This window comes from Hyalangium gracile, from assembly GCF_020103725.1.
In the GTDB taxonomy this organism is placed as follows: Bacteria; Myxococcota; Myxococcia; order Myxococcales; family Myxococcaceae; genus Hyalangium; species Hyalangium gracile.
On record NZ_JAHXBG010000024.1, the window covers coordinates 59162 to 81402 of the forward strand.

The following is a 22241-nucleotide window of genomic DNA, read 5'->3' on the forward strand; positions in this document are numbered from 1 at the left end:
AGGGCGTGTCTGCGCGGGAGCGGGTGATTCCGTTCCCGCGGCGCATCCCACAACGAACGCCAGCATCCACAAAAGCCTTGTCTTTTTCATGATGGGCCTCCGCTCATTGCTCTGGAGATGAATCACGGTTGTGTTTGGTGACGACCCTGCGGTGAGAGCGAGCTGCTGACGCGCGTCGCGGCGCGCGGGACTGGTCGTACTTTCGAGCATTTTCCATGCCGACCGTTCGTCCCGCTCGTGCTGCTCGACCTGTCTCATCGAAGGGCCGCGGTCCCCGGCAAGAAGTTGCCGGGAAGGGCTTGCTCGCTGGCAACTTCTTGCCTATGGGGCTCGCCGCTCCTTGGGAACAAATCCACCATGCTCATTGCCATCACCCGTGATGTGAGCTCCAGCCTTGGCGGCTGCGAGCTGTCATACGTGCCGCGCGGCGCAATCGATGTCACCACTGCCGCTGCGCAGCACAGGGGCTACCAAAAGGCGCTGGAGTCGCTCGGGTGCCGGGTGATGGCGCTGCCGGCTGAGGATGCCCTGCCCGATGCCGTGTTCGTCGAGGACGTCGCGGTGGTGCTGGACGAGGTGGCGATCCTGACACGACCGGGCGCCGAGTCGCGGCGCGCGGAGGTCTCCTCGGTGGCGGAGGTGCTGGCCCGCCATCGTCCGCTGCGCGCACTGGAGGCCCCGGGCACGCTGGATGGCGGCGATGTGCTGCGCGTGGGCCGCTCGCTGTATGTCGGGCAGTCAGCGCGCAGCAACGCCGCGGGCATCGCGCAGTTGCGCGATCGGGTCGCCGAGTTCGGATACGAGGTGCATCCGGTTCCCATTCGCGGCTGCCTGCACCTGAAGTCCGCGGTCACCCAGGTCGCGGAGGACACGTTGCTGGTGCAGCCCGCCTGGGTCGATCCGGCCGCGTTCGCGGGCTTTCGCCGGATTGAAGTCGACCCGGGTGAGGAGCACGCCGCCAATGCGCTGTGGCTCGGCAGCGGGGTGGTGTACCCCGCCTGCTTCCCGCGCACGCAGCGGCGGCTGGAGGACGCGGGGATCGCTGTCACCTCGGTGGATGTGTCGGAGCTGCAGAAGGCCGAGGGCGCGGTCACGTGCTGCAGCCTGGTGCTGCGGGAGGTGCCATGACGGCCACCCCATCGAAGCCGATGACGTGGGGCATTTCTTGTCGCTGAGGAGGGCCACGCCTACAGGAGCAGGCGGGACAGAAGGCGTCGATGACATTCCTCGGCGGGTCGACGAGCGTGAGCTCCCGAACGGCAGCCAGGCTCTTGGGTGACACCACGGCGGTGACGAGCGCCTCGTGCAGCTTCGGGTGCAGAACGCCGCTGTTCTCGTCCTTCCACGCGCGCACGCGGTCGGCATCCTCGGTGGGCTCGAGCGTGAGGGAGCCGTCGTCGAGTCCTGCCTCGATTGCGCCGCGACCAGCGATGCAGCGTGGCGGACTTCTTCCCGGGAACGACCGCGAATGCCGAGTCCGCGTCCACGATCGCCACGGCCGAGCGGGGAATGTCGTCGCCGTCGATCACGAGCAGCTCCGGGTTCATCGCGGCAGGCTGAGCGATCCGGAAGAGTTCGTCCATTCGGCCAAGGCTATCATCGACGGCGCCGGTAGGTGACCCTCAGGTCGTCATCCCAGTGCGTGTCGTCCTGGCTGAGCTGCCAGAGGCCAATGAGGGTGTCGCCGTCCTCCGCGAACGTGCCGGTGAAGCGCTGCGAGAACCCCGGAGCGTTCCGTTGGATCCGCCAGGACACATCGTCGATGCTCACGTCGTAGACACGGAACACGCCGCGCGAGTCGAAATAGTGCATGGTCATCCGTGGCTTGTCGGCGGCCGCTGACTGGGAGGGCGGTGCGGCGTCGACACGATCGCGTTCGGTGAACCCGATGATAGAGACCGCATCGGGGAAAGCAGGATGATCGTGATGGGAGCGGTGGATGAGGAACCGTTCGCCTGCCAGCCATTCGAAGCTGGCGTTGCCCGGCACGACGATGCCGGGAGTTGACGGATGGATGGCCTCGGTGGTCCACGTACCCACCAACCGCTTCAACGCTTCCAACGCCGGCTCGGACGTCATCGACATGGCTTCCTCCTTCGGGACGGCCTGGCTACCACGTCGGTTCATACCTCCATCGCACTGACCGCTGCGAGAGGAGTGGCCTCAGGCCTGTCTGGCGATTCGCCGGATCAGTGCCCTCAGCCAGCGGTGGCCCGGGTCGTTCTCCAGGCGCGCATCCCACAGCATGGACAGGGTGAAGCCCGGCAAGGGCAGGGGGGGCTCGAACAGGCGCAGCGGAAGCCACTCCGCGAGCTGCCTCGCCAGCCGGTCGGCCAACGTCACGAGCAGATCCGTGCGAGCGACCAGATAGGGCGCGGCGAGGAAACTCGGCACGCTCACCCGGATCCTCCGGGACTGACCTCGCTCACTCAGCAGGGAGTCCACCGTGCTGCCTCTCCTCCCGCGAGGCGCCACGAGCACATGCTGCAGCCGGAGGAAGTCCTCCAGGGAGAGCGTGTCGCGGATCTCCGAGTGGTCCCGGCGCACCACGCACACCAGCCGCTCCCGGAGGATGGCCTGGACGCGCAGCCCTGGCACCTTGTCGTACTGCACCACCAGCGCCAGATCGCCGAGGCCCTGACTGAGCTGCCGCTCGATATGATCGGTGAAGGGAAGGACCGAGAGGCCAATCCCTGGCGCCTCGTGCTCCAGCTGCTCCAACAACGGCGGCAGCAGGATGCACTGCGCGTAGTCCGCGGCGATCAGGTGGAAGGTCCGCCGCTCCGTCGCGGGAGCGAAGGCCGCCGGCGGTGCGACGGCCCGCTCCAAGGCCTCGAGCGCCCGGTGGAGCGGCTCCTGGAGCTCACGCGCGCGCGGGGTCAGGCTCATGCCTTCCGCGCTGCGCACCAGCAGGGGATCGCCCAGTCGGTCCCGCAGGCGGGCCAGCGCATGGCTCGCCGCGGACTGGGACAGCCCGATGCGCGCGGCGGCTTTCGACACGCTGCCCTCGCTCAGGATCGCGTCCAGCAAGCGCAGCGACTTGAGGTCCAGGGAGTCCAGATGCATGGCATGCATAGTCTACATGAACGAGCCGAGGGAGATCTCCCCGCGTCTCGCTGCCAGAGTGGGTTCACACGACGTCCAGCCCACGTGGGAGGAAGCGACATGGAGACTCTGGTCTTTGGAGCGACGGGGAACATCGGCAGCGAGGTGGTGCGTGCACTGGCCGGCCGACCGGAGGTTCACATCCGGGCCGCGACGCGCGAGGTGTCGCAGACCCGCAAGCTGTTCGAGGGGCTCTCGAACGTCGAGCCCGTGCGAGTCGACTGGCAGCAGCCGGGGACTCTCGACGCCGCGCTGGCGGGAGTGAGCCACCTGGTCATCATCAACGCCCTGTCCCCGGAGATGGCGGCGCAGACGGCGGCGCTGATCGCCGCGGCGCGGCGGGCCCAGGTGAGCCGGGTGTTGCGCTTCAGCCTCATGGGCGCCGGAGAGCCGGAGCCCATCCTGGAGGCCCGCTGGCACGACGCGGCCGATGAGCAGGTGCGGCGGAGCGGGCTGGAGTGGGTCATCCTCAAGCCCAACCAGTACTTCCAGAACTTCGTCGGCTTTGGGACCGATGCCACCGTGCGCACCCAGGGAGCCATCTATCTGCCCTACGCGGACGCCCGTGTGAGCAACATCGACACGCGGGACCTGGGGGAGATTGCCGCTCGGGTGTTGCTCGCGCCCCCCGGCGCCCATGCCGGGAAGGAGTATGTGCTGACCGGAGGCGTGGCTCAGACCATGGAGGAGATCGCCGGGAGCATCGGAGAGGTGCTCGGCAAGCCGGTGCGCTACACGGCTATTCCGGAAGAACCCGTGCGGCAGGCCATGACGGGGGCCGGCATGCATTCCGTGACGGTCGAAGCCATCCTGGAGTGGTTCGCCTACTGCCGAGCGGGGCGTGCCATGCGCGTCGATCCCGCCGCCACGCATTTGCTGGGACACCCGCCGCGTCGCAGTGCCGACTTCGCGCGGGACTACGCGCACCGCTACCAGGGCTGAGCCGTTTTCTTGTCGCTGCGGAGGGCCACGCACCGCGCCCCTTGTCCCACCCGGGGAGAAGCGTCTCCCCACCTCGGGGGCCCTGAAGAATCCGTAGTCGCTAGGGGTCTTCCGAGGCCTCGGCTCCTGAGAAGGAGCGGCCGCACAGCTTGCAAACGAAGTACGACCGGGTGTCCGGGGGCTGCTCGTAGAAGCGCATCTGGTGCGTCCGCTGGTGGCAACGCGGGCACGTCAGTCTTGCTCCGCTTGCGAGCTTGGCTGCCAGCCGACGTGCGATCTCGTTCGACAGTGCGATTGCCTGGGCGCGCACGCGTTGCTGCTCTTCGCTCACGAGCGCCTGCGCCGCCCTGTCTCTCTCGGCGGCTTGCCGCTCCTGCTCCAAAGCCCGCCAATCCATTCGATACGCGGCCTCTCCCCAGAGCGTGGCCAGGTAGTCACCGAACTCCACGAGTGACTGGCGCGCCACGGGGTGCGCGGAGCGCTCGGCGAAGAGCGCCTCGAGTGCCTCGCGCGACGGCGCCTCCCGTCGCACCTCGGCCATGGTGGCCTCGGCGGCGTCGAGCGCGGGCCCGTCCAGTCTGCTTCGGAAGTCGCCACCGACGTACGTGTCCCACTCGCGCCACCGCGAGTAGAGGCTGAAGGACCAGTCGGCGAGCTGGACTGCGGCGAAGTACGGGAACTTGTCAGGAGTCGGAGGGCCACATGCCAGGAACCACCCCGGCGTGGCCCTGAGAAGCGTGCCGTAACCGGACCAGTGGGAGTAGAGAGCGCTGACGAAGCGTCCGCGAGAGAATTCCTCGCGGTCCTTCCAGGTGGCCAGGCAATCGAAGTGCAACGGCGCGTCGTAGTAGCCCCGGAGCCGGGGGGGGGACAAGAGGGGCACACCCGAGGTCGCCGTGTACGGGCGATCAAGCGCCTGACCGCAAAGTACGCAGGTTGACCCGCTGAGTATCAGCGCCATGGGGTGATGACTGTAAGTGCACTGCCAGAGGCAGCGCAAACCCCTGGATGGCCGCTGCTGGCCGGTCCTGGCAGAGCGGTGGGCCCGAGGTCTCCGTCAGTCCGTGCTGTAGAGCACGCCGGTCGGGCCCGCCCCTTTGTATCGGCACGTGACGCACTCGATGCCGGTCACCACCAGCTCGCGGCGCATGCGATCAGCAAGCTCCTCGTCGTGGGTCGAGAGAATGACCTGATACTTTCGATCCTGGACGAGGCTGCGCAGGACTTCGATGAGTGCCGCGGGATGAATCAGATCCTGCTGCCGCAGAGGCTCGTCGAGCAGCAGCGCCGGCCACCGGCTCCACGGGTAGGCCGCGCTCATGCTCGACAGCAACGCCAGGTCCACGACCCGCGTGGCCCAGGAGGCGCGCAGCCGTTCCGCGATGGCGTCGACGGAGGGCAGGGACTCCCTGCTGGCTCGCTCACTGCCCTCGGACTCGACCTGGCGCTGCTCCTCCTCTCTCTGCCAGGCGAGCCATGCATCCGCCAGGCGCCTCTGCTGCTCACGAAGCTCCTGAAGCCTCGCCTCCTGCTCGACCAGCGCCTTGGGCTGATCGGACGAGGACATGGGGTCGAGGTTGGCCTCATCCCCGGGAGGCGTATCCAGGGTGGCCAGCAGCTCTGGGTGCTGTTGCAGCAAGGCCTGCGCGGCAAGGAGCTCTTGCTCGATTCGAGCGACTACCTGGTGGTTCTCCTTGATGGCCGAAGACAGCTGAGCGATCCGCGCCTGGGTGCTGGCCCGTTGTTCATTGATCTCCCCGAGGTCCGGCAGCTGATCTCTCGCGGCTCGAGCCGTCTCGAGCTCCTGCTGATGACGCTGGCTGTCCTCCGCGAGGGCAGACGGTCTCTGCTCCTGCTCGAGAAGCAGGCTGCGAATCTTGTCGTCCAGGGTCGTTATCTTCTGGATGTTCTTGTTGATGTCGCGAAGGTAGGACTGAATCATCCACAGCTCGTGCGTGTGGCGGTCGTTCTGGCCCACGAGCAGGGATTTCTGCTTCACTCCTTCCGCGACCTTCCTACGCGCGGTGATCAACTGGAGAAGCATGTCGCGTCTGGCTTCAGCCTCCGCGACGGCTTGCGAGAGGCGTTCGAGCAGCACGTCAGCAGGCGGTGCGCCCTCCGGCGCGAGCTCGACTCCCAGGGTTGCCTTCAACGCGGCGGCAATGGCGAGGGCTCTCTCCGTGAGGGCGCCAGAGGAGGGCCCTCCGCCAGTAGCGGTGAGCTGCGCCAGCCGGGGCCTGCGCGAGAGCAGATCATGCCAGCTGTCCAGGGCCCGCCGTGCGAGATCCTTTTCCAGCTCCAGCTGGCGTACCCGCTCCGTCAATGCCCGAGTGGCTTCCGCTCCCAGGCTCCTGGCGATCAGCTCGAGCTCGGCGGCGCCTGTGTGTCCTCTCAGGTGAGTCAGCCGCAAGTGCTCTCCGAGATCGCCAATCTCGTTCGACCAGGAGCCCGCCCGCAGCAGCTCGAGCAGCTGCTGTCGGGTAGGGGATGAGAGCTCGGCAAACCGCTCGCGACTCTCCTGCTCGCGCGCGGCTCGCCGCTCGATGCGGCTGCTCTCCGCCTCGCCGCTCACGAACTCCAGGCAGACCCGGTACTGCTCGACAGGCACATCCTCCTCTCGCCTTGCGAGCAGGCCGCTGTCCCGCCCTCGCTCCTGCCCCTCCCGGTGGAGTGCTTCTGGCCAGCAAGCCTGTCCAGTGAGTGCCCATTCGATGGCTTCGAAGAGGGTGCGTTTCCCGAGCCCATCCGGGCCCGTCAGAATGGTCACACCAGGGCCTGGCAGGGAGAGCGAGAAGTCAGCCCCGTATGTGCGGAAGTTGGAGATCTCAATACGCCGGAGATATGACGTCGTCACTGCTCGAGTTCCTTCTGGGCATGCATGAGCTGCTCTACGGAGGCCGAGGAGGCAGCATAGATGGGATGGAGCAGCGGAGCACTTCCCATTCGGGAGTTCTCGGCCGTCAGCGGTCCGAGTGACCGCGCCAGCCTACTTCAGGGAGCAGCGCGCCTCGACCACTCCGCGCCCCTCATTCAGCAGCTGCATCTCTCCCGTGCCTCGCAGCTCGTAGCCAATCCACTGCACATCCCCCCCCTTGCAGATGGGGGCCCGCGCGAAGGACTTCTTGATGCGGGGCGAGCCCTCCAGGCCCACGATCTTGTGCGTCGGCTCCTTGAGCTGCTCGGCCTCCAGCCGGGTGGGGACCGCGTACAGCCACAGCTCCAGCGTCGAGCCCTCGCGCGCGCACTTGTGCCAGGCCTCGTTCACCGTCGCCTGGAGGGTGTACATGCCCGCGGGGGTGATGGCCCGGTCGGTGTGGAGCGCCAGGGACTCGAGCCGGTTCACGAGCTCGCAGCGCGGGCAGTAGTACTCCGCTGGCGGGGAGGTGAAGCTGAGCCGCTCCAGCGGCCCCTTGCCCACCAGCGTGGCCTGCACCGTCTTGGTGCCCGGCCCCTCCTCGCAGATCTGCTTGGGGTACAGCCTCTCCCGGGCTCCATAGGAGGAGCTAAGGCGAGAGAGGAGGACACGTTGCTCCCGCTCACTGCTCACCGTGAACTGGAGCGACAGCGTCCCTCCCGCCTTCTTCGCGCACTGGAACCACTTCGGGTCGGCCTCGAAGGCGAGCTCCGCGCCTCTCCAGCTCTCCATCGTGAAGGTGGGCGGCTCCCTGGGCGGCTTCCACTCGCAGTCGGCCGCCCAGGCCGTCCCGTGTACCGCGCCCAGCATCACGACGATCCACCCAAGCCTCCGCATGGTCTCTCCTCCCGGGCGGACCTCCTGGGGCCGCTCTCGAGAACAGGATAGGCTGAAGACGGCATGAGAGAGCACACCCGAGCGGGCCCTTCTTCGCGGGAAGGCCACACCTGCGCCGTCTGCGAGCACCCGGTCCATGAGTCGCGCTGTGAGTCGTGTGGCGCGCCGGTCGCCCCCGGCGGCTTCCAGGTGCTTCGCCAGCTGGCGCAAGGGCCCCACTCCCGCATGTTCCTCGCGGAGAAGGACGGGAGGAGGGTGGCGCTCAAGGAGCTGCTGTTCGCCCTGGTCCCGGACGCCGCCCGGCTCGACGGCTTCGAGCGCGAGGCGGAGTTCCTCCGCCAGCTCAAGCACCCGCGCATCCCCCGCCTGCTGGCCAGCTTCCGCGAGGGCAGCGGCGTGCACACCCGGCTCTACCTGGCCCAGGAGTTCGTCGAGGGCCGCTCGCTCCTCGAGGAGCTGGAGGAGCACCGCTTCACGGAGCACGAGGTGCGCCGCGTCGCCCGGCAGGTGCTCGAGGTCCTCATCTATCTGCACGAGCTGTCGCCCCAGGTCATCCACCGCGACCTGAAGCCGGCCAACCTCATGCGGCGGCCGGATGGCGAGATCGCCCTGGTCGACTTCGGCTCTGCGCGCGATCTCGTCCGAGGCGCCACGCATCGCTCCACCCTGGTGGGCACCTTCGGCTACATGCCGCCCGAGCAGCTCGGGGGCACCGTCGATGAGACGAGCGACTTGTATGCCCTGGGGGCCACGCTCATCCACCTGCTGTCCCGCAAGGCCCCCGATGAGCTGCTGCGTCCGGGGATGGAGATCGCCTTCGAGGAGCAGGTCAACGCCTCCGCGGGCATGAAGGCCTTCCTGGCGCGGCTCACCGAGCGCGACCGAGGTCAGCGCTTTCCCTCCGCCCGGGCCGCGCTGGCGGCGCTCGACGCCCTCGAGAGGCCACGCCCCGTTGCTGGCGCGGGGCACCAGCGCCCCTCCCAGGCGCGGCTCTTCACCCTCATGGGGGTCGCGGCGGGGATGGTGCTCGCGGGTGCGGTGGGCGGCTTCCTGCTCCTGTCATCGCCGGCTCGGGTTGCGCCGCCCGTCCAGCCGGTGGCGATACCGCAGGCTCCTGCCGCGGCGGAGCTCCCACCGGCCCCCAAGCCTCCCGTGGAGCAGGCCCTGCCTCCGCCCGCCACGACTTCCGAGCCCCCACCGAGGGTCGTCAAGAAGGAGGTCAGCAAGCGCCCCAGGAACTCCGATGAGATAGCGGAGGTCATCACCCTGCGCCCCACGGGGCAGAGCCGTCCACCCCTCCTCGCGAAGGATGTCCAGATCGCGATCGGCCGCGAAGTCACGCTGGGGGATGCGGCCACGTGTGGGCCTCAGCCCAGCACCGCCGAGGTGGAGAAGGTCGTGCTCGATGCCGAGGGGGGAGGCACCCTCGAGGCGCCGCGCTCGAACCTGTCCGTGCATATCGCGCTGAAGAACCAGGGCGCGCCCGGCAAGGGGTGTCACAGGGCGGTGGTGCGCCTGAAGGATGCGTCCGGTCAGCCGGTGGGGCGCGAGGCGACCTTCGAGAACACCAGCACGCGCACCGTTCGTAGCAGCACGCGCACGCTCGAGCTCCCACGCACGCTGCGCGAGGTCCGGCTCGAGGTGGGCACGGGCCAGGCGCCGGGAGCGGTGTTCACCCTGGACCTCGTTCGAGGCACCTTCCGCTGAGGCCGCGGACGGCTCGCCCTCAAGGCTGCTCGGCGTCGGAGGTGTCCTCTTCCCGCGACTCGGCCTCGCGCTCCTCCTGGGCCTTGGCCTTCTTGCGCTCCAGGATCCGCAGCTGTCGCCGCTCGCGGCGGCGCCGGCGAGCGTCCTGAAGGAAGTCCATCCACCGGATGAGCGGATCGCGCCAGGCGGAGTGCTCCTCCCGGGGAAGATCCCGGTTGTTGCGCCCCCACTTCTCGCGCGCGACCATCTTCGCGTCGTAGCCGAAGAGCGCCTCGTAGAAGGCCTCCCAGTTCTCGCCGCTGTAGGTGCACACGAAGTGGCGCAGCGCCCCTTCCTCCAGTCCCCGCAGGCGCATGGAGCGCAGCATCTGCTCCACCTGGCTGACGGGGGGCCTTCGCTCGGCTTCCACCTGCCGGTCCACCAGGACGTAGAAGGCCAGGCCGAAGAGGATCGCTCCGCCGATCATGAAGATCGCCGGGATGATGAGCTGGAAGCGGTAGAGGCCATACCCCGCGGCGCCCAGCATCAGCAGCCACGCCAGCCAGGTGAGCAGCGGGGCCTGGAAGACGAACTGGCGGCAGCGCAGGAAGAGCGCTCCCTTCTCGAACACTCCCCGCACGCAGAAGGAGGCGAGCCAGGCGGCGGCCGTGAAGGCCGCCATCCCCGCCCCCCACGGCGGACCGAGCTTCCACTCGAGCGCGCCGGTGATCACCGCGGACAGCAGCGTGAGCGCGAGCACGGCCAGGCGGCGCCACCGGGCCCACCGGGCCGCGTTGAACTCCTGCACGCAGCGCTCCAGCAGGTTGGCGTGGTGCTCGCGCGGAGAGAACGTCGAGTCCCCCTCGAAGCCCAGGAAGCCCTCGAGCGCCTCGATGACGCCGGTCATGTTCTGGAACCGATCGTCGGGGCGCTTGGCCATCATCCGCAGCACGATGGCCGACAGCGTCTCGGGCACGTTGGGGTTGCGCTTGTCCGGCGGGACGGGCTGCTCGTTCACGTGCTGCAACATCACCAGGGGCACCGTCTCCGCGATGAAGGGATGGCGGCCCGTGAGCAGGTGGTACAGCGTGCACCCGAGCGAGTAGATGTCCGCGCGCGCATCCACCTTCGAGGAGTCCTGGACCTGCTCCGGCGCCATGTAGGCCGGCGTCCCCATGGGGTAGTCGGAGGGGTTCTTCCCGACGTAGGTCAGCGGGCCCTGCGGCTGGCCCTTGCTGCGAGCCCTGCGCGCGCTGTCGGCGAGCTTCACCAGGCCCAGGTCCGCCACCTTCACGATGCCGTTGTTGTTGAGCAGCAGGTTGTCCGGCTTGATGTCCCGGTGGACCATGCCGCGGTCGTGGGCGTACTTGAGCCCGCGCGCGGCCTGGAGCACGTAGCCGGCCGCCACCTCCGGATCGAGCGGACCGTTGCGCTTGACCAGGGCCTGCAGGCTCTGGGCGTCCACATACTCCATGCTGAAGAAGTGGAACTGCTTGTCCGAGCCGCAGTCGTAGATCTGGACGATGTTGTGGTGGATGAGCTGGGCGGCGGCGAAGGCCTCCTGCGTGAAGCGCAGGACGAACAGGGGATCTCCGGCGAAGCCCGGCCGGAGGATCTTCACGGCCACTTCCCGGTCGAGCGAGAGCTGGGAGGCCAGCCACACCGTCCCCATGCCGCCGCTGCCCAGCTTGTGGATGAGCTGATAGCCCCCCAGCTTCATGCCCTCGGCGAGCTTCTCCGTCTCGTCGGCCAGCGGCTGGGTCTCCACCTGCGCCTGGCCCACGGTCTTCCGGGCGCCGGGCAGGGTGGAGGAGTTGATGATCGGCGGGGCCGACGGCGGCTCCGACTCCATCGGCTGGCGAGGAGGTGGTGTCTTCTTCCCCGTGGCGATCGGCGGAGTCACCAGCTGCGCGCTGGCCCTGGCGGGTGCATCGGGGGGCGGCCCCACGACGGTGGGCTCGACGGGGAGGGGACTGGCGCCGGTCTTCTCCGGCGGTGCTCCCGGGAGGGTATTGATGGGGTTCTCGTCCGTGCGCGGCTCCTCGAAGCCGGTGCGGGCGAGCGCCGTACGCGTGGAGGTGCGCGTTCGGGGCGTGGAGGGAGGCTCGGGATACGGCACCAGGATGGTGCGCTCCGCGGGCTGCGCCGGCGCGGCCTCCTTCCCCGCCCGGGTATCGGGGGGGAGGGTGGTGGCCAGGGCGGCCTGGAGGGCATCGGCTCCAGGCTGGGTATGCATCGGAGCCCCGGGGAGGGTCTGGGCGGCGATGGCCCCGACATCCTGCACCTCGGTCCGTTCGACGGGCCGCACCGCGGGGATGCCCCGGGTCTCCGAGGGACGCACGGCCTTGCGCTCACTGGTCCGCGTTCGCGGTGCCTCCGCCTGGGGTTGGGCGGGGAGCTGGAGCTTGCGCTCGCTGGTCCGCGTTCGTGGTGCCTCCGCCTGGGGTTGAGCGGGGAGCTGGAGCTTGCGCTCGGATGTCCGTGTGCGTGCGGCCCCGTCCCGGGAGGGGGCGGCCGGGGTGGGGACGATGAGGGTCCTGTCTTTCGCCTCCGCCTGCGGCGGCTTCTCCTCATCATCCGACATGCGGCCTTGCAGCCTAGCACAACCCTTCCGGTATGGCCCCAGGGACCTGATATGCAATCCAGGGCCCCCCTCAGTGGTACCTGGAATGGCACGGCAGTGGACGCCTTGTCGCTCGAATGGTTGCAGCCCCCACTTTTAAATGGCAGTCGAGCATTGAGGCGTCGCGGGTTCAGAGTACCGAGACATCGGGTGGGCCTTCGCTCACCTGTCCGACGTAGCCCAGGGTGACGAACTCGAGCAGGTTGCCGAAGGGGTCCGCGAAGTAGACGGAGGCGTGACCCGGTGGGCCGAGCCGGCGTGGGCCGTCGAGCTTCACGTTCGCGGCTCGCAGTCGGGCGATGCAGGTGTCGAGATCTCCTGGGCGGACCTGCATCGCGAGGTGCGGGTGCGGGGCCGGCACCGGGCGGCTGCGCCCCTTCTGGAGGAAGAGGTGCAGCTCCACCGCTTCGCCGAACTGCACGGCGAGGTGCAGCGGGCTGTTGTCGGCGTCGGCCTCGCGGGCGCGGTCGGGCCTGGAGCGCAGGAAGGTCTCCCGGTCGAACTTCCGCACGCGCTTCGCGCCGAGCAATTCGACGTAGAAACGCTCGGCGAGCTCGAGATCGTGAACGGGCAGGGTGATGTGGGCGAAACCTTCGACGGCTGGCGCGGGAGGGGTCATGCGCCAAAGGTGCCGTTGAGCGGTCGTGATTCACAGTGATATCTGGTGATTCCAGATATGTCCGGGATGAATCTGGCGGCGATCGACCTGAACCTCCTGAACGTGGTGGCCACGGTGCTCGAGGAGCGGAGCGCGACCAAGGCGGCGGCGAGGCTGCACGTCACGCAGTCGGCGGTGAGCAATGCCATGAGGCGGGCCCGGGACCTCTTCGGGGATCCCCTCGTGACGCGCGAGGCGTACGGGCTGGCGCCGACACCCCGCGGCGCGGAGCTGTTGCCGGCCCTGCGTGCCTGGCTCGAGGAAGCACGGCGGCTGGTCGCGAAGGCGCCCGTGTTCGACCCGGGCACTTCCACTCGGACCTTCACGGTGGCGTGCACGGACGCGGTGGCCATCGCGCTGCTGCAGCCGATGTTGCGGCTTCTCACGAAGCGGGCCCCGTCGGCGCGGCTGAGATTGGTGACGCTCGATCGGATGATTGCCCACGACGGGTTGGCCCGGGGCGAGGTCGATCTGTTGATAGGCATTCCACCCGTGATGCCGCCCGGTCACGAGGCCGAGCGGATCTACCAGGATCCACTCGCATGCATCGTGCGCCGCGATCACCCGCGGGTGCGCTCGAAGCTCACCCTGCCACTCTTTGCCTCGCTACCCCATGTCGATCTCGCGCTCTTCGGCGCCGTCGACGACACGATCGATCGGGCGCTCGCGCGGCACGGCAAGGCGCGGACCGTGACGGTTGCCTTGCCTCACTTCTCGAGCGTGCCCCTGGCGGTGCTGGAGACCGACGGCATCGCGACGCTCTCCAGCCGTCTGGCCCGAGCGTTCGCGGCGCGGCTGCCCTTGAAGGTGCTGGAGCCGCCCCTGGCGCTCGAGCCCGTCGAGGTTCGTCAGGTGTGGCACCGTCGGAGCGAGACCGACGCGGCGGTCGGCTTTCTGCGTGCCCTGGTGCGTGAGGCGGCGCGCTGAAGCCAGGCAGGCCTCGGGACGCCCGCCATGGCGCTCACAGCACTCAGCGGTCTCCGGCCTCTTCGTTTACCGGCAGATCGAGGGTGAAGGTGGCCCCCTGACCGAGGCCGGGGCTGTCACAGGTGAGCCGCCCCCGCAGCTCCATGGCGGCCAGGGCGCTGATGTGCAGGCCGAAGCCATGGCCCGTCTTCTTCGTGGTGAAGCCCTGGGTGAACAGGCGCGGCAGGCTCTCCGGTGCGATGCCCACGCCATTGTCCGTCACCTGGATGAGCACCCGCTTGCCCTCGGGAGCCGGCCGGATGCCGATGAGCAGGCGCTTGTCCTGGCGCGGGCTCTCCATCAACGCGTCGCGCGCGTTGCTCAGCAGGTTGACGAGGATCTGCAGCAGCTTGTGCCGGTCCACGGAGAGGGACGGCACCGGGGCATAGTCGCGCTCGATGCGGATGCCTCGCGCCTCATAGGCGCCGGCGTGCAGGCGCAGCGCCTCGTCGATGAGGAGGGGCAGCTCCACCTCCTCCTGGACGCCCGCCGAGCTCGCGTGCCGCTGCTGCATGCTGACGATGGACTTGATGTGATCCACCCCCTCGCTCAGGCTGTGCATCTCCTGAAGCAGGGCGTCGCGCTCGTACTGAAGCTGCTCGGACAAGGCCATGAGGTAGTCCGGGAGCTGTTGGCCGCGCGGATCATGGGTGAGGAACGAGGGGAAGTCACCGGTGTGCTCGCGCAGGAGCTGAACCGCCCTGGCCAGGTTGGAGACGCGCGACAGGCGCAGCCGGTCCATGACGAGGCCGGCGGAGACGTTGACGCTGTTGAGCGTGTTGCCCACGTTGTGGAGCACGCCGGTGGCCACCTCCGCCATGCCCGCCTGCCGGGACACATCCAGCAGGGCCCGGTGCATCTCTCCCAGTCGAGCCTCGGCCTCCCTGCGGGCGGTGATGTCCCGCGAGAAGAGCGTCATCCCCACCGTCTGGCCATTCGCGTCCAGCAGGGGGCTGAGGCGGATGTCCATGGAGAGGCGTGTGCCCTGCAGATCGAACTCGTCCTCGAAGCGCACGCGCATGCCCTCGAAGACCCTGGCCACGTGAGGCGCCCAGCGCCTGGTGCGCTCCGGACTCTCCTCCGGCAGCTGCTCGCCCACCTGGGGCGCCCTGCCGAAGCGCAGGAGGTGGAACTGGAGCGCCGCGGCGTTGGCGGCAATCAGCCGTCCCTCCCTGTCGATGGCGAGCACCAGATCATCCGTGCTCTCCAGGAGGCTGCTGAGCTTGTTCTCGCTCTGGCGCAGAGCCCGCAGCGTCTGCTCGCGCGAGCTCTGGGCGGCATCCGTCGCCGCGTTGTGCAGCGCGCCCACGCCCCAGGTTCCCAACATGGAGATGCCGGAGAACAGGTGCATGAGCCAGAACAGGGACGGAGAGATGGGCGGCAGGGTCAGTTCGGCCAGGGTGAAGTAGAGCGGGAACACCAGGGCGAGGGCCACCACCATGAACAGGGTGATGAAGAGCCCCACGCGAGCGCCCGCCAGGTACACGGCGAAGACGGGGAGCAGCGCGCAGATGGTGTGCGTGCTGATGAGGGGCACACGGCCCTCCGCGCAGGCCCCGAGGATGGCGAACATCATGCTCGTCAGCAGCATGGCCGCGGGCGGCTGCGGGGTGGCGGAGCGGCGCGCGACGATCAGGACGCCCACATAGAGCAGGGCGGCGGCCGCGCTGGGGTAGGGAGACAGGCCCGACCACATGGCGCCCGCCGTGTAGATCGCGTTGAACAGGACCAGGAAGCAGGCGGCGCCCACCAGGAGCCGGTAGCGGACGAGATCCGTGGGCACCCCCTTGCGAAGGGGCTCGGAGAGCAGGGAGTCCAGTCGCTCCAGGAGCCAGTTACGAGAGGGAGGAGGAGGTGCTGCCGACGCGGAGGAGAGGGTGGCCATGGTGGGCACGCACACGGGTAACGAGCCACCCGCCGCGTGTCCGGGGATTGTGCTCAGGGATTCCGGCTGCTTCCAACGCTCCCGTCGTGTCCTCCGTCTCCGGGTGAAAAGGACTCGCCGCCAGACGCCTGGGACCGCGGGTATCATGGCGCGCATGCTCATGAATTCCGTGGTGATGGTGGTGCTGCTCGCGAATCCCGCTCAGCCGGCGCCGGCTCGATCGGCCGCCGCGGCCCAGCCGCTCACGTGGAAGGTGACCGGCTCGGACGTCGCGTTCGAGATGTCCGCGACGGATCTGCGCGCCCTGCGCGGCGGCAAGGAGGTGTTCGGCCTGAAGTCGCGCGAGAAGAACTTCTTCTCCGACTTCGAGGTCGACGAGGGGGCCGACACGACCGGCTGGGAGGCCTCCCAGTCCATGCAGGTGCTGTCGGTGGTGGGCCCGTGGGTGAGCTACGAGCTGACGGCAGGGGGCTTCACCGGCGGCGCGCACCCGTACGCGAGCGCGTCCTACGTCACCGAGGACGTGACGAAGGACAAGGGCGCCTTCTCGCTGCTCGACGTGTTCCCCGAGAAGGAGGTGCTCAAGGCGCTCAAGGCGGACGGCTTCGTGCGCAAGCACATCCGCGACGAGCAGGAGTTCGAGAACGCCAGGACGGTGGAGGAGTTGATCGGGTCCCTGGATGCCGGCGAGGACTGCGTGGGTTTCGAGTACGGCGGGCTCGAGGCCGTGAAGCGCTCGGTCGCGTTCCACCACGTCGAGGGCAACAAGGTCGCCGTGCGCATTGCGTTCGGCCACGCCGCCGAGGTGTGCCGCGGGAGCAAGTTCGTGGTGGGCGTGCTGTTGCCCATCCCCGCGGCGCGGCGGCCGGCGTTCGAGCGCGCGGCCCGGCGCGCGGAGGGCTTCCTGATGAAGGACGCCAAGGCCGTGAAGGCCCCTACCGTGCGCTTCTCGTGGGAGCCTCCCGAGCGCAAGCAGAAGTGAGGGCCCTGGCACGGGGATGTTGCGCCGCGTCGTCCTACCTGCGTCCCAGTGGTGTCAGTCCCGTGGGGAAGATCTTCCTGGATGAGCGTTCATTCCGAGGGGTGAGCCGAACTCGCGCGGTCCTATAGTCCGCCCGGCTCGTTCACCAGGGAGGCACACCATGCATCTAGAGAAGTGGGGCTCGTGGCTCGTTGCTCTCGCATTGACTGGCAGCACCGGAGCATTGGCGGCGGATCCTCAGCCGGCGGCGCTGGCGGAGGTCGAAGCGCAGGTCCGGGCGCTGGGCGGCGAGGAGCACGTCGAGGCGGATCTGCTGGAGATCAAGTTCCGTGACGACCAGCTCATCCGGTTGCGCGATGGCATGCCCACGGACCTGGCGGGGCGCGGGCTGCGCGCGCCGGCGGCCTCGGTGCTGATGAAGGCGGTGTCGGGCGGCAAGTGGATGCGCTCCCACGAGGTGCCCGAGGAGGCGCTGGAGCGGCTCCAGGCCGAGGGCCTGAAGCGGACCGCCGAGCCCCAGCCGGACCTCAACCTGTACTTCCGCGTGCGGCTGCCCGCCGTCCTCGATGCCCAGCGCATCGCGGCGGCCTTCCGCGAGCTTCCCGAGGTGGAGGCCGTCTACCGCGTGCCCCGCCCGGTGGAGACGCCGCTGGCGCCGGACTACTACTCGATCAGCTCGGGCTCCTATCAGCAGTACCAGGACGAGGCGCCCGTGGGCATCGATGGGCGCTATGCCCAGACCGTGCCGGGGGCGCGTGGCACCGGTGTGAAGATCTGCGACATCGAGTACAGCTTCAACGCCGCGCACGTGGACCTGGGCACGGTGACGGTCATCGGCCCGGCGGGAGTGGATCCGTTCAGCAACGACAACCACGGCACCGCGGTGCTGGGGGTGTACGGCAGCCTTCCCAACGGCGAGGGCACCCTGGGCATCGCCCATGACGCGCAGAAGCTGTTCGCGTACGCCAACACGCGCTCCGGCGGCTACAACGTGGGCGCCGCCGTGACGACCTGCGCGGCCAACCTCGGCGCGGGCGATGTCATCGTCATCGAGCAGCAGCTGAGCGGGCCGCTGGGCGGCACGAACTACGTGCCCTCCGAGTGGTACAAGCCCTGGTACGACGCCATCAAGGCGGCGGTGGCGGCCAACAAGGTCGTCGTCGCGGCGGCGGGCAACGGCGGCCAGAACCTGGATGCGCCCATCTACTCCACGGGCAACGGCGGTCACTACCCGTTCCTGCCGCAGAACGACTCGGGCGCCATCATCGTGGGAGCCGGCCAGTCGCCCGTCTATGGCCCCAGCGCGCGCGCTGCCCACTCCTTCTCCAACTACGGCTCCACGGTGGATCTGCAGGGGTGGGGTGACCGGGTGACGACCACCGGCTACGGCGGCCTCTACAGCTCCGAGGGCGTCAACCGCTGGTACACCGGCACCTTCTCGGGCACCTCGAGCGCGACGCCCATCGTCGCGGGCGCGGTGGCCAGCGTCCAGGGCGCCTCCATCGCCGCGGGGCAGGGCGTGCTCAGCCCCAGCGCGATGCGCAGCCTCCTGCTGAGCACCGGCACGCCGCAGGCTGGCTCGAATCACATCGGCCCCTTGCCGAACCTGCGCCAGGCCCTGTCGGCCCTCTCCATCACCAACCTCTGGATCTCGCCCGAGAGCCCCGTGCGCCCCGCGGAGCCTTCCACCGCGCAGGCGGACTCGACCGCGGTCGCCGCGGGCAATGGCCTCTACCTCGTCGTCTGGTCGGACTTCACCTCGGGCGCCCCGGACATCCTCGCGGCTCGCGTGAAGGCCTCGGACGGCGCGCTGCTGGATACCACCCCCATCTTCATCGGCACGGCGCCGGGCGCCCAGGTCAACCCCGCCGTGACCTTCGACGGCACCCACTTCCTGGTGGTGTGGGAAGATCACCAGAGCCTCCCGCGCATCTTCGGCGCCCGCGTGAGGGCCGTGGATGGTGCCGTGGTGACGCCGCCCTTCCTGGTCAGCCAGACGCCCCCAGGGCCCTTCTCGCTGCCCCAGACCGACCCCGCCGTGGCCTTCGATGCGGCGAGCTCGAACTACCTGGTGACCTGGAGCAGCTTCTTCCATGAGAACGGGAGCGTGGGCTCCGGCATCCTGGGCATCCGCATCCAGGCCTCGAGCGGCGCGCTCGTCGAGCCGCAGAGCTTCCTGGTCGGCCGCGACGGCCGCGACGGCCGCGTCGCCTCCGCGAACGGCTCCTTCCTGGTGTCCTGGACGAGGGCAAGCAACATCGAGGCCGCGCGCGTCTCTGGCGCCTCGGGGAGCGTGCTGGATGCCACCCCCATCTCCCTGGCCGCGACGGCCGCCAACGAGCACAGCTCCGCAGTGGCCGCCCGTGAGGGTAGGGCCGCGGGTGACGGCGAGTTCCTGGTGGTCTGGACGGGAGCGGACAACACCCTGAGGGGCCGGCGGCTGCGGGCCTCGGACGGCGCCACGCTCGAGGCCTCGGACTTCGTGGTGGGGGCGGCGGCCGTCGTTCCCGCGTCGGTGACGTACGATGGGCAGGACTACCGGGTGGCCTGGCAGGGCACGCGGGATGGCGCGCGCAAGGTGCTGACCACGCGAGTGTCCGCCGATGGCGAGGTGGCCTCCGACGCGGAGGCCGCCCTCTCCGAGGTGTCTTCCTCCTCGAGGACGAAGCGGGTCGGCATCGCCGCGACGAGCGTGGGCCGTTTCCTGGCGACCTACCTGCAGCACCAGCCGACCGGGAACCTGCACCGCGCCCGCATGCGGCTCGCGAAGGCCCTGCCCGAGCCCGTGCCGTGCGAGTCGCTCACGCCGCTCCTGGTGCTCGATGGCAGGGCGGAGAGCACCCTGGAGTGCGGACCGGGCACCTACAGCGACGCGGGCGCCCGGGCGTTCGACGGCTGCGGCAACCCGATCCAGGTGCGCGCGTACAACGCGGGGAATGACTCGTCCGGTCCCGGCCCGCTGCTGGGGTCCGAGGGCAGCTACACGGTCTCGTACTCCGCCTGGGACGCCCAGGGGCAGACGGTGAGCGCCTCGCGCACGGTGAACGTGGAGGATCGGACCGCGCCGACGCTGGCGCTCCAAGGCCCGGCCTCCATGACGCACACGTGCGGCAGCCCGTGGGTGGACCCTGGCGTCCAGGCGCAGGATGCGTGCTACGGCAACGTCTCCACCTGGGGGTGGCACGTCGGCGAGGTGAACGGCTGGGCCGAGGGCACCTACACCGTGACGTACTTCGTGGCGGACGGTAGCGGCAACGCCTCCGCGCCGGTGACTCGCACCGTGGAAGTCATCGACTGCCCCTGGTAGTCACGCCTCGAGGTGACGAGCCGAGCTCGGAGCGCTTCACTTCGAGCGGCCCGGGCCGCGGAGAGTCGAGATGCGGCCTTGCTCTCCGACGGCCCAGAGTCCCTTGCCAGCAACGGCGCTGGAGACCGCGTGGAAGCCCGTGGAGTCCAGGGGCTTCCAGCTCTTGCCCCCATCCACGGACAGGTCCGTGCCGGAGGGCCCCACGGTGACGAGCGTCGGGCCCGGTGCCCCTCGGAGCTGCGCCACGCAGGAGCGATAGCCGGTGGGCCGCGCACCGGTGGGCGTGCTCCAGGTCCGGCCTCCGTCGCGGGTGAGGGCCACGTTGCCGCTCGGGTCTTCCGGGCGGCGGTAGTTGCCTCCGACGGCGATGCCCTCGCGCTCGTTCCAGAAGAGCAGCGAGAAGACTCCCGCGCCCTCGCCGGTGGCCAGCGGCGTGGTCGCCACGGCCCAGGTGCGGCCCCGATCCGACGAGTAGAGCACTCGCGCCGCCGGGCCTCCCAGTCCAAACCAGACATGGCGCTCGCCGTACACGGCGATGCTCGTGCCGCTGGCGGCAAAGCCTCCCTCGCCCGGTAGCGCCGCGGGGAGGGCCTCGGCCGGGACGGGCGTCCAGTTCGCGCCCCCGTCCGAAGTCACCACCAGCAGGAAGCGGCCATCCACCGGATCGCTGAAGGCAATGCCATTGCGCTCATCCCAGAAGGCCATCGCGTCGAAGAATGCCTTGGGATGGCGGTTGGTGAACTGCAGCGTCCAGTGCTCGCCGCCGTCCACCGTCTTGTAGATGCGAGACTTCTCGCCCTCGCCGATGGCGAGCAGATACGCCGTGCTGGCGCTGAAGGCATCCACGTCGCGGAAGTCGAGCTCGCCGGCTCCTGGCACGGTGCCGGCCTTCCACGTCTTTCCTCCATCCGTCGTCCGGACGAAGGTCCCCTTGTCGCCGCTGGCCCACGCCACGCGCTCATCGACGGCGCTGACTCCCCGCAGGCGCACAGGGGTTCCACTCGTCTGGGGTTCCCAGGGCACGCCCGTGCCTCCCAGCGTCAGCCATGCCACGAGCCACACCGCTCCGGTCGTCATGTGTCCTCCACGCGGGCGCCAGGGTAGCTTGCTTCAGGGGCAGTTCACGACGTTCACCGTGTAGATGCTCCCCTCGATGTGGAAGGCGCCAGATTCATCAATCGGTCCGCAAGCACTCAATGCGAGTGCAAGGCCAACGAGAGCGCGGCGGAGAGGGAATGGACTCGACTGCGGCGTGGCAAGGATGTGTCGCAAGGTGAAGCCTCCAGTCAGAGGGTGAGAGGATTATGACTGGCGGCGATGCAAAGAGAAATACGAATTGACGTCAGTTTTTGAGATAGTGATTGCCTTGCAAAGATAGATAGTGTCTGCAATTGATTGGGCCCTGAATCGCACTCGCCTTGGAAAGATGGGCCGTGTCTGCAATTCATTGGGGCCGCGGCTCGGGAGTCCTGGGAGCCGTCCGGTGGAGTCCGGAGCTGTAGGCACTCAGGGCCCCTGCTGCGCTGCTCGACCACCAGAAGGTGCGGATTCTACGAGTCTCTCCTCGGGCACTCGAGGCTCTCTCGGAGAGCCGGCGCAACCAGAGGAGGCTTCAGCACTTGCGTACTTCTACTTCCGAGCGACGTTGAGACCGCGAGCTGACCCGACTGCTCGGCACCTGGTGAAGGGCTCGCGGCCGACGGCGGCGCTACCACAACAGCTCGACTACGACTGCACCGGGCCTTCAGGGAACTCCTCGAAGGACTCAGGGTACATCCTGCAAGCGGCATTGGCGGTCTGAGTGAGTGACATGGCGGTTCCTCCTGGGGAAAGGGCCGTGTGTTCCCGCCCTCAGGGAAATAGAAGCAAAACCCGTCCACCCGGTCAATGTGTTTTCTTATCTCGTGATACTACCCCCCAGATCTCTGGACCGACAGTGTGGAACGCTATTTTGCAATCAAGACCAACTGTGGGTTTGGCGCCCTTCACCCGACGTGCACGTACGTTGTATCACCTCGGATCGAGCATGAATGAGCCCGACTCAGACCACGAAGAGCGGTCTCGCCCCTCTTCGATCCTGTCCGCCGAACGCTTCTGGTGGGTCCTCGCGGCGCTCACCTGCGTGACGGTGGGGCTGCCCATGCTGTTCGTCAAGGCGCCCGTCGAGCACACCCTCGTCGCGTGGCTGGTCGTGGTCCTGGTGTACCTCGGCCTCCTTCTCCTATTCGGCAGACGCTTCGTCCTTGAGGGCGCGATCCTTGCGTTCCTGCTCGCGGTGATCGTCGCCCGGGTGCTCCACGTCGTTCACGGAGTGCTGAAGGCCTCTTCCTGAGTGC

At 68.7% G+C, this 22241-nt stretch carries 16 protein-coding genes; 7 read left to right on the plus strand and 9 right to left on the minus strand.

The features are described from left to right. The first annotated feature begins 357 nt into the window (after positions 1–357). Positions 358–1128 carry a dimethylarginine dimethylaminohydrolase family protein gene (locus tag KY572_RS35955; protein ID WP_224248214.1) on the plus strand — a complete coding sequence of 257 codons (771 nt, stop codon included), beginning with the start codon at positions 358–360 and terminating at the stop codon, positions 1126–1128. A gap of 468 nt (positions 1129–1596) precedes the next feature. Here KY572_RS35955 and KY572_RS35960 read toward each other — a convergent pair whose 3' ends face one another. Both KY572_RS35960 and KY572_RS35965 read right to left on the minus strand, forming a co-directional pair. Continuing rightward, positions 1597–2085, minus strand: coding sequence for a DUF1579 domain-containing protein (locus tag KY572_RS35960; protein ID WP_224248215.1), 489 nt, complete (start codon positions 2083–2085; stop codon positions 1597–1599). A 78-nt stretch (positions 2086–2163) separates the two neighbouring features. Then, positions 2164–3066 (minus strand): LysR family transcriptional regulator, encoded by a 903-nt coding sequence (locus KY572_RS35965; RefSeq protein WP_224248216.1) that lies wholly within the window; start codon positions 3064–3066, stop codon positions 2164–2166. Positions 3067–3165: 99 nt separating this feature from the next. Between KY572_RS35965 and KY572_RS35970 the strand changes: the two genes are divergently transcribed. Continuing rightward, positions 3166–4047, plus strand: coding sequence for an NmrA family NAD(P)-binding protein (locus KY572_RS35970; protein ID WP_224248217.1), 882 nt, complete (start codon positions 3166–3168; stop codon positions 4045–4047). A 100-nt stretch (positions 4048–4147) separates the two neighbouring features. Here the strand turns inward: KY572_RS35970 and KY572_RS35975 are convergent, their stop codons facing one another. From KY572_RS35975 to KY572_RS35985, 3 genes are all read right to left on the minus strand, one after another. Further along, the gene (locus tag KY572_RS35975) at positions 4148–4921 is read right to left on the minus strand and encodes a hypothetical protein (RefSeq protein ID WP_224248218.1); all 774 of its coding nucleotides are present in this window, start codon (positions 4919–4921) and stop codon (positions 4148–4150) included. Between the two features lie 183 nt (positions 4922–5104). Next, positions 5105–6901 (minus strand): AAA family ATPase, encoded by a 1797-nt coding sequence (locus tag KY572_RS35980; protein ID WP_224248219.1) that lies wholly within the window; start codon positions 6899–6901, stop codon positions 5105–5107. A gap of 132 nt (positions 6902–7033) precedes the next feature. Then, positions 7034–7798 carry a hypothetical protein gene (locus tag KY572_RS35985; protein WP_224248220.1) on the minus strand — a complete coding sequence of 255 codons (765 nt, stop codon included), beginning with the start codon at positions 7796–7798 and terminating at the stop codon, positions 7034–7036. A gap of 63 nt (positions 7799–7861) precedes the next feature. On the opposite strand from KY572_RS35985, the gene KY572_RS35990 reads away from it, so the two are divergent. Beyond that, positions 7862–9505, plus strand: coding sequence for a serine/threonine protein kinase (locus tag KY572_RS35990; protein ID WP_224248221.1), 1644 nt, complete (start codon positions 7862–7864; stop codon positions 9503–9505). Positions 9506–9524: 19 nt separating this feature from the next. Here KY572_RS35990 and KY572_RS35995 read toward each other — a convergent pair whose 3' ends face one another. Beyond that, positions 9525–12068 carry a serine/threonine-protein kinase gene (locus tag KY572_RS35995; protein WP_224248222.1) on the minus strand — a complete coding sequence of 848 codons (2544 nt, stop codon included), beginning with the start codon at positions 12066–12068 and terminating at the stop codon, positions 9525–9527. A gap of 169 nt (positions 12069–12237) precedes the next feature. Next, entirely contained in the window at positions 12238–12726 is a 489-nt protein-coding gene (locus KY572_RS36000) for a VOC family protein (RefSeq protein WP_224248223.1), read from the minus strand. A gap of 57 nt (positions 12727–12783) precedes the next feature. Here KY572_RS36000 and KY572_RS36005 point away from each other — a divergent pair, with 57 nt between their 5' ends. After that, positions 12784–13692: a LysR family transcriptional regulator gene (locus tag KY572_RS36005; RefSeq protein WP_224248224.1), complete on the plus strand. Its 909-nt coding sequence runs from the start codon at positions 12784–12786 to the stop codon at positions 13690–13692. 43 nt (positions 13693–13735) lie between these two features. Here KY572_RS36005 and KY572_RS36010 read toward each other — a convergent pair whose 3' ends face one another. Next, complete coding sequence (locus tag KY572_RS36010) at positions 13736–15616, minus strand: two-component system sensor histidine kinase NtrB (protein WP_224248225.1); 1881 nt, start codon at positions 15614–15616, stop codon at positions 13736–13738. A 154-nt stretch (positions 15617–15770) separates the two neighbouring features. Between KY572_RS36010 and KY572_RS36015 the strand changes: the two genes are divergently transcribed. Next, on the plus strand, positions 15771–16598 hold the full coding sequence (locus KY572_RS36015; RefSeq protein WP_224248226.1) for a hypothetical protein: 828 nt from the start codon (positions 15771–15773) through the stop codon (positions 16596–16598). Positions 16599–16758: 160 nt separating this feature from the next. Further along, on the plus strand, positions 16759–19905 hold the full coding sequence (locus KY572_RS36020) for an immunoglobulin-like domain-containing protein (protein WP_224248227.1): 3147 nt from the start codon (positions 16759–16761) through the stop codon (positions 19903–19905). A gap of 36 nt (positions 19906–19941) precedes the next feature. Here the strand turns inward: KY572_RS36020 and KY572_RS36025 are convergent, their stop codons facing one another. Further along, on the minus strand, positions 19942–20982 hold the full coding sequence (locus KY572_RS36025; protein ID WP_224248228.1) for a WD40/YVTN/BNR-like repeat-containing protein: 1041 nt from the start codon (positions 20980–20982) through the stop codon (positions 19942–19944). A 949-nt stretch (positions 20983–21931) separates the two neighbouring features. Between KY572_RS36025 and KY572_RS36030 the strand changes: the two genes are divergently transcribed. Next, positions 21932–22237, plus strand: coding sequence for a hypothetical protein (locus KY572_RS36030; protein ID WP_224248229.1), 306 nt, complete (start codon positions 21932–21934; stop codon positions 22235–22237). Positions 22238–22241 lie beyond the last annotated feature (4 nt).

What these genes read in the sequence shown, in the direction of transcription:
- KY572_RS35995 (WP_224248222.1), bottom strand. Translation starts at nt 12,068, where the DNA reads ATGTCGGATGATGAGGAGAAGCCGCCGCAGGCGGAGGCGAAAGACAGG.
- KY572_RS35965 (WP_224248216.1), bottom strand. Translation starts at nt 3,066, where the DNA reads ATGCATCTGGACTCCCTGGACCTCAAGTCGCTGCGCTTGCTGGACGCG.
- KY572_RS35970 (WP_224248217.1), top strand. Translation starts at nt 3,166, where the DNA reads ATGGAGACTCTGGTCTTTGGAGCGACGGGGAACATCGGCAGCGAGGTG.
- KY572_RS35990 (WP_224248221.1), top strand. Translation starts at nt 7,862, where the DNA reads ATGAGAGAGCACACCCGAGCGGGCCCTTCTTCGCGGGAAGGCCACACC.
- KY572_RS35955 (WP_224248214.1), top strand. Translation starts at nt 358, where the DNA reads ATGCTCATTGCCATCACCCGTGATGTGAGCTCCAGCCTTGGCGGCTGC.
- KY572_RS36015 (WP_224248226.1), top strand. Translation starts at nt 15,771, where the DNA reads ATGCTCATGAATTCCGTGGTGATGGTGGTGCTGCTCGCGAATCCCGCT.
- KY572_RS35960 (WP_224248215.1), bottom strand. Translation starts at nt 2,085, where the DNA reads ATGTCGATGACGTCCGAGCCGGCGTTGGAAGCGTTGAAGCGGTTGGTG.
- KY572_RS36000 (WP_224248223.1), bottom strand. Translation starts at nt 12,726, where the DNA reads ATGACCCCTCCCGCGCCAGCCGTCGAAGGTTTCGCCCACATCACCCTG.
- KY572_RS36005 (WP_224248224.1), top strand. Translation starts at nt 12,784, where the DNA reads ATGTCCGGGATGAATCTGGCGGCGATCGACCTGAACCTCCTGAACGTG.
- KY572_RS35985 (WP_224248220.1), bottom strand. Translation starts at nt 7,798, where the DNA reads ATGCGGAGGCTTGGGTGGATCGTCGTGATGCTGGGCGCGGTACACGGG.
- KY572_RS36010 (WP_224248225.1), bottom strand. Translation starts at nt 15,616, where the DNA reads ATGGCCACCCTCTCCTCCGCGTCGGCAGCACCTCCTCCTCCCTCTCGT.
- KY572_RS36030 (WP_224248229.1), top strand. Translation starts at nt 21,932, where the DNA reads ATGAATGAGCCCGACTCAGACCACGAAGAGCGGTCTCGCCCCTCTTCG.
- KY572_RS36020 (WP_224248227.1), top strand. Translation starts at nt 16,759, where the DNA reads ATGCATCTAGAGAAGTGGGGCTCGTGGCTCGTTGCTCTCGCATTGACT.
- KY572_RS36025 (WP_224248228.1), bottom strand. Translation starts at nt 20,982, where the DNA reads ATGACGACCGGAGCGGTGTGGCTCGTGGCATGGCTGACGCTGGGAGGC.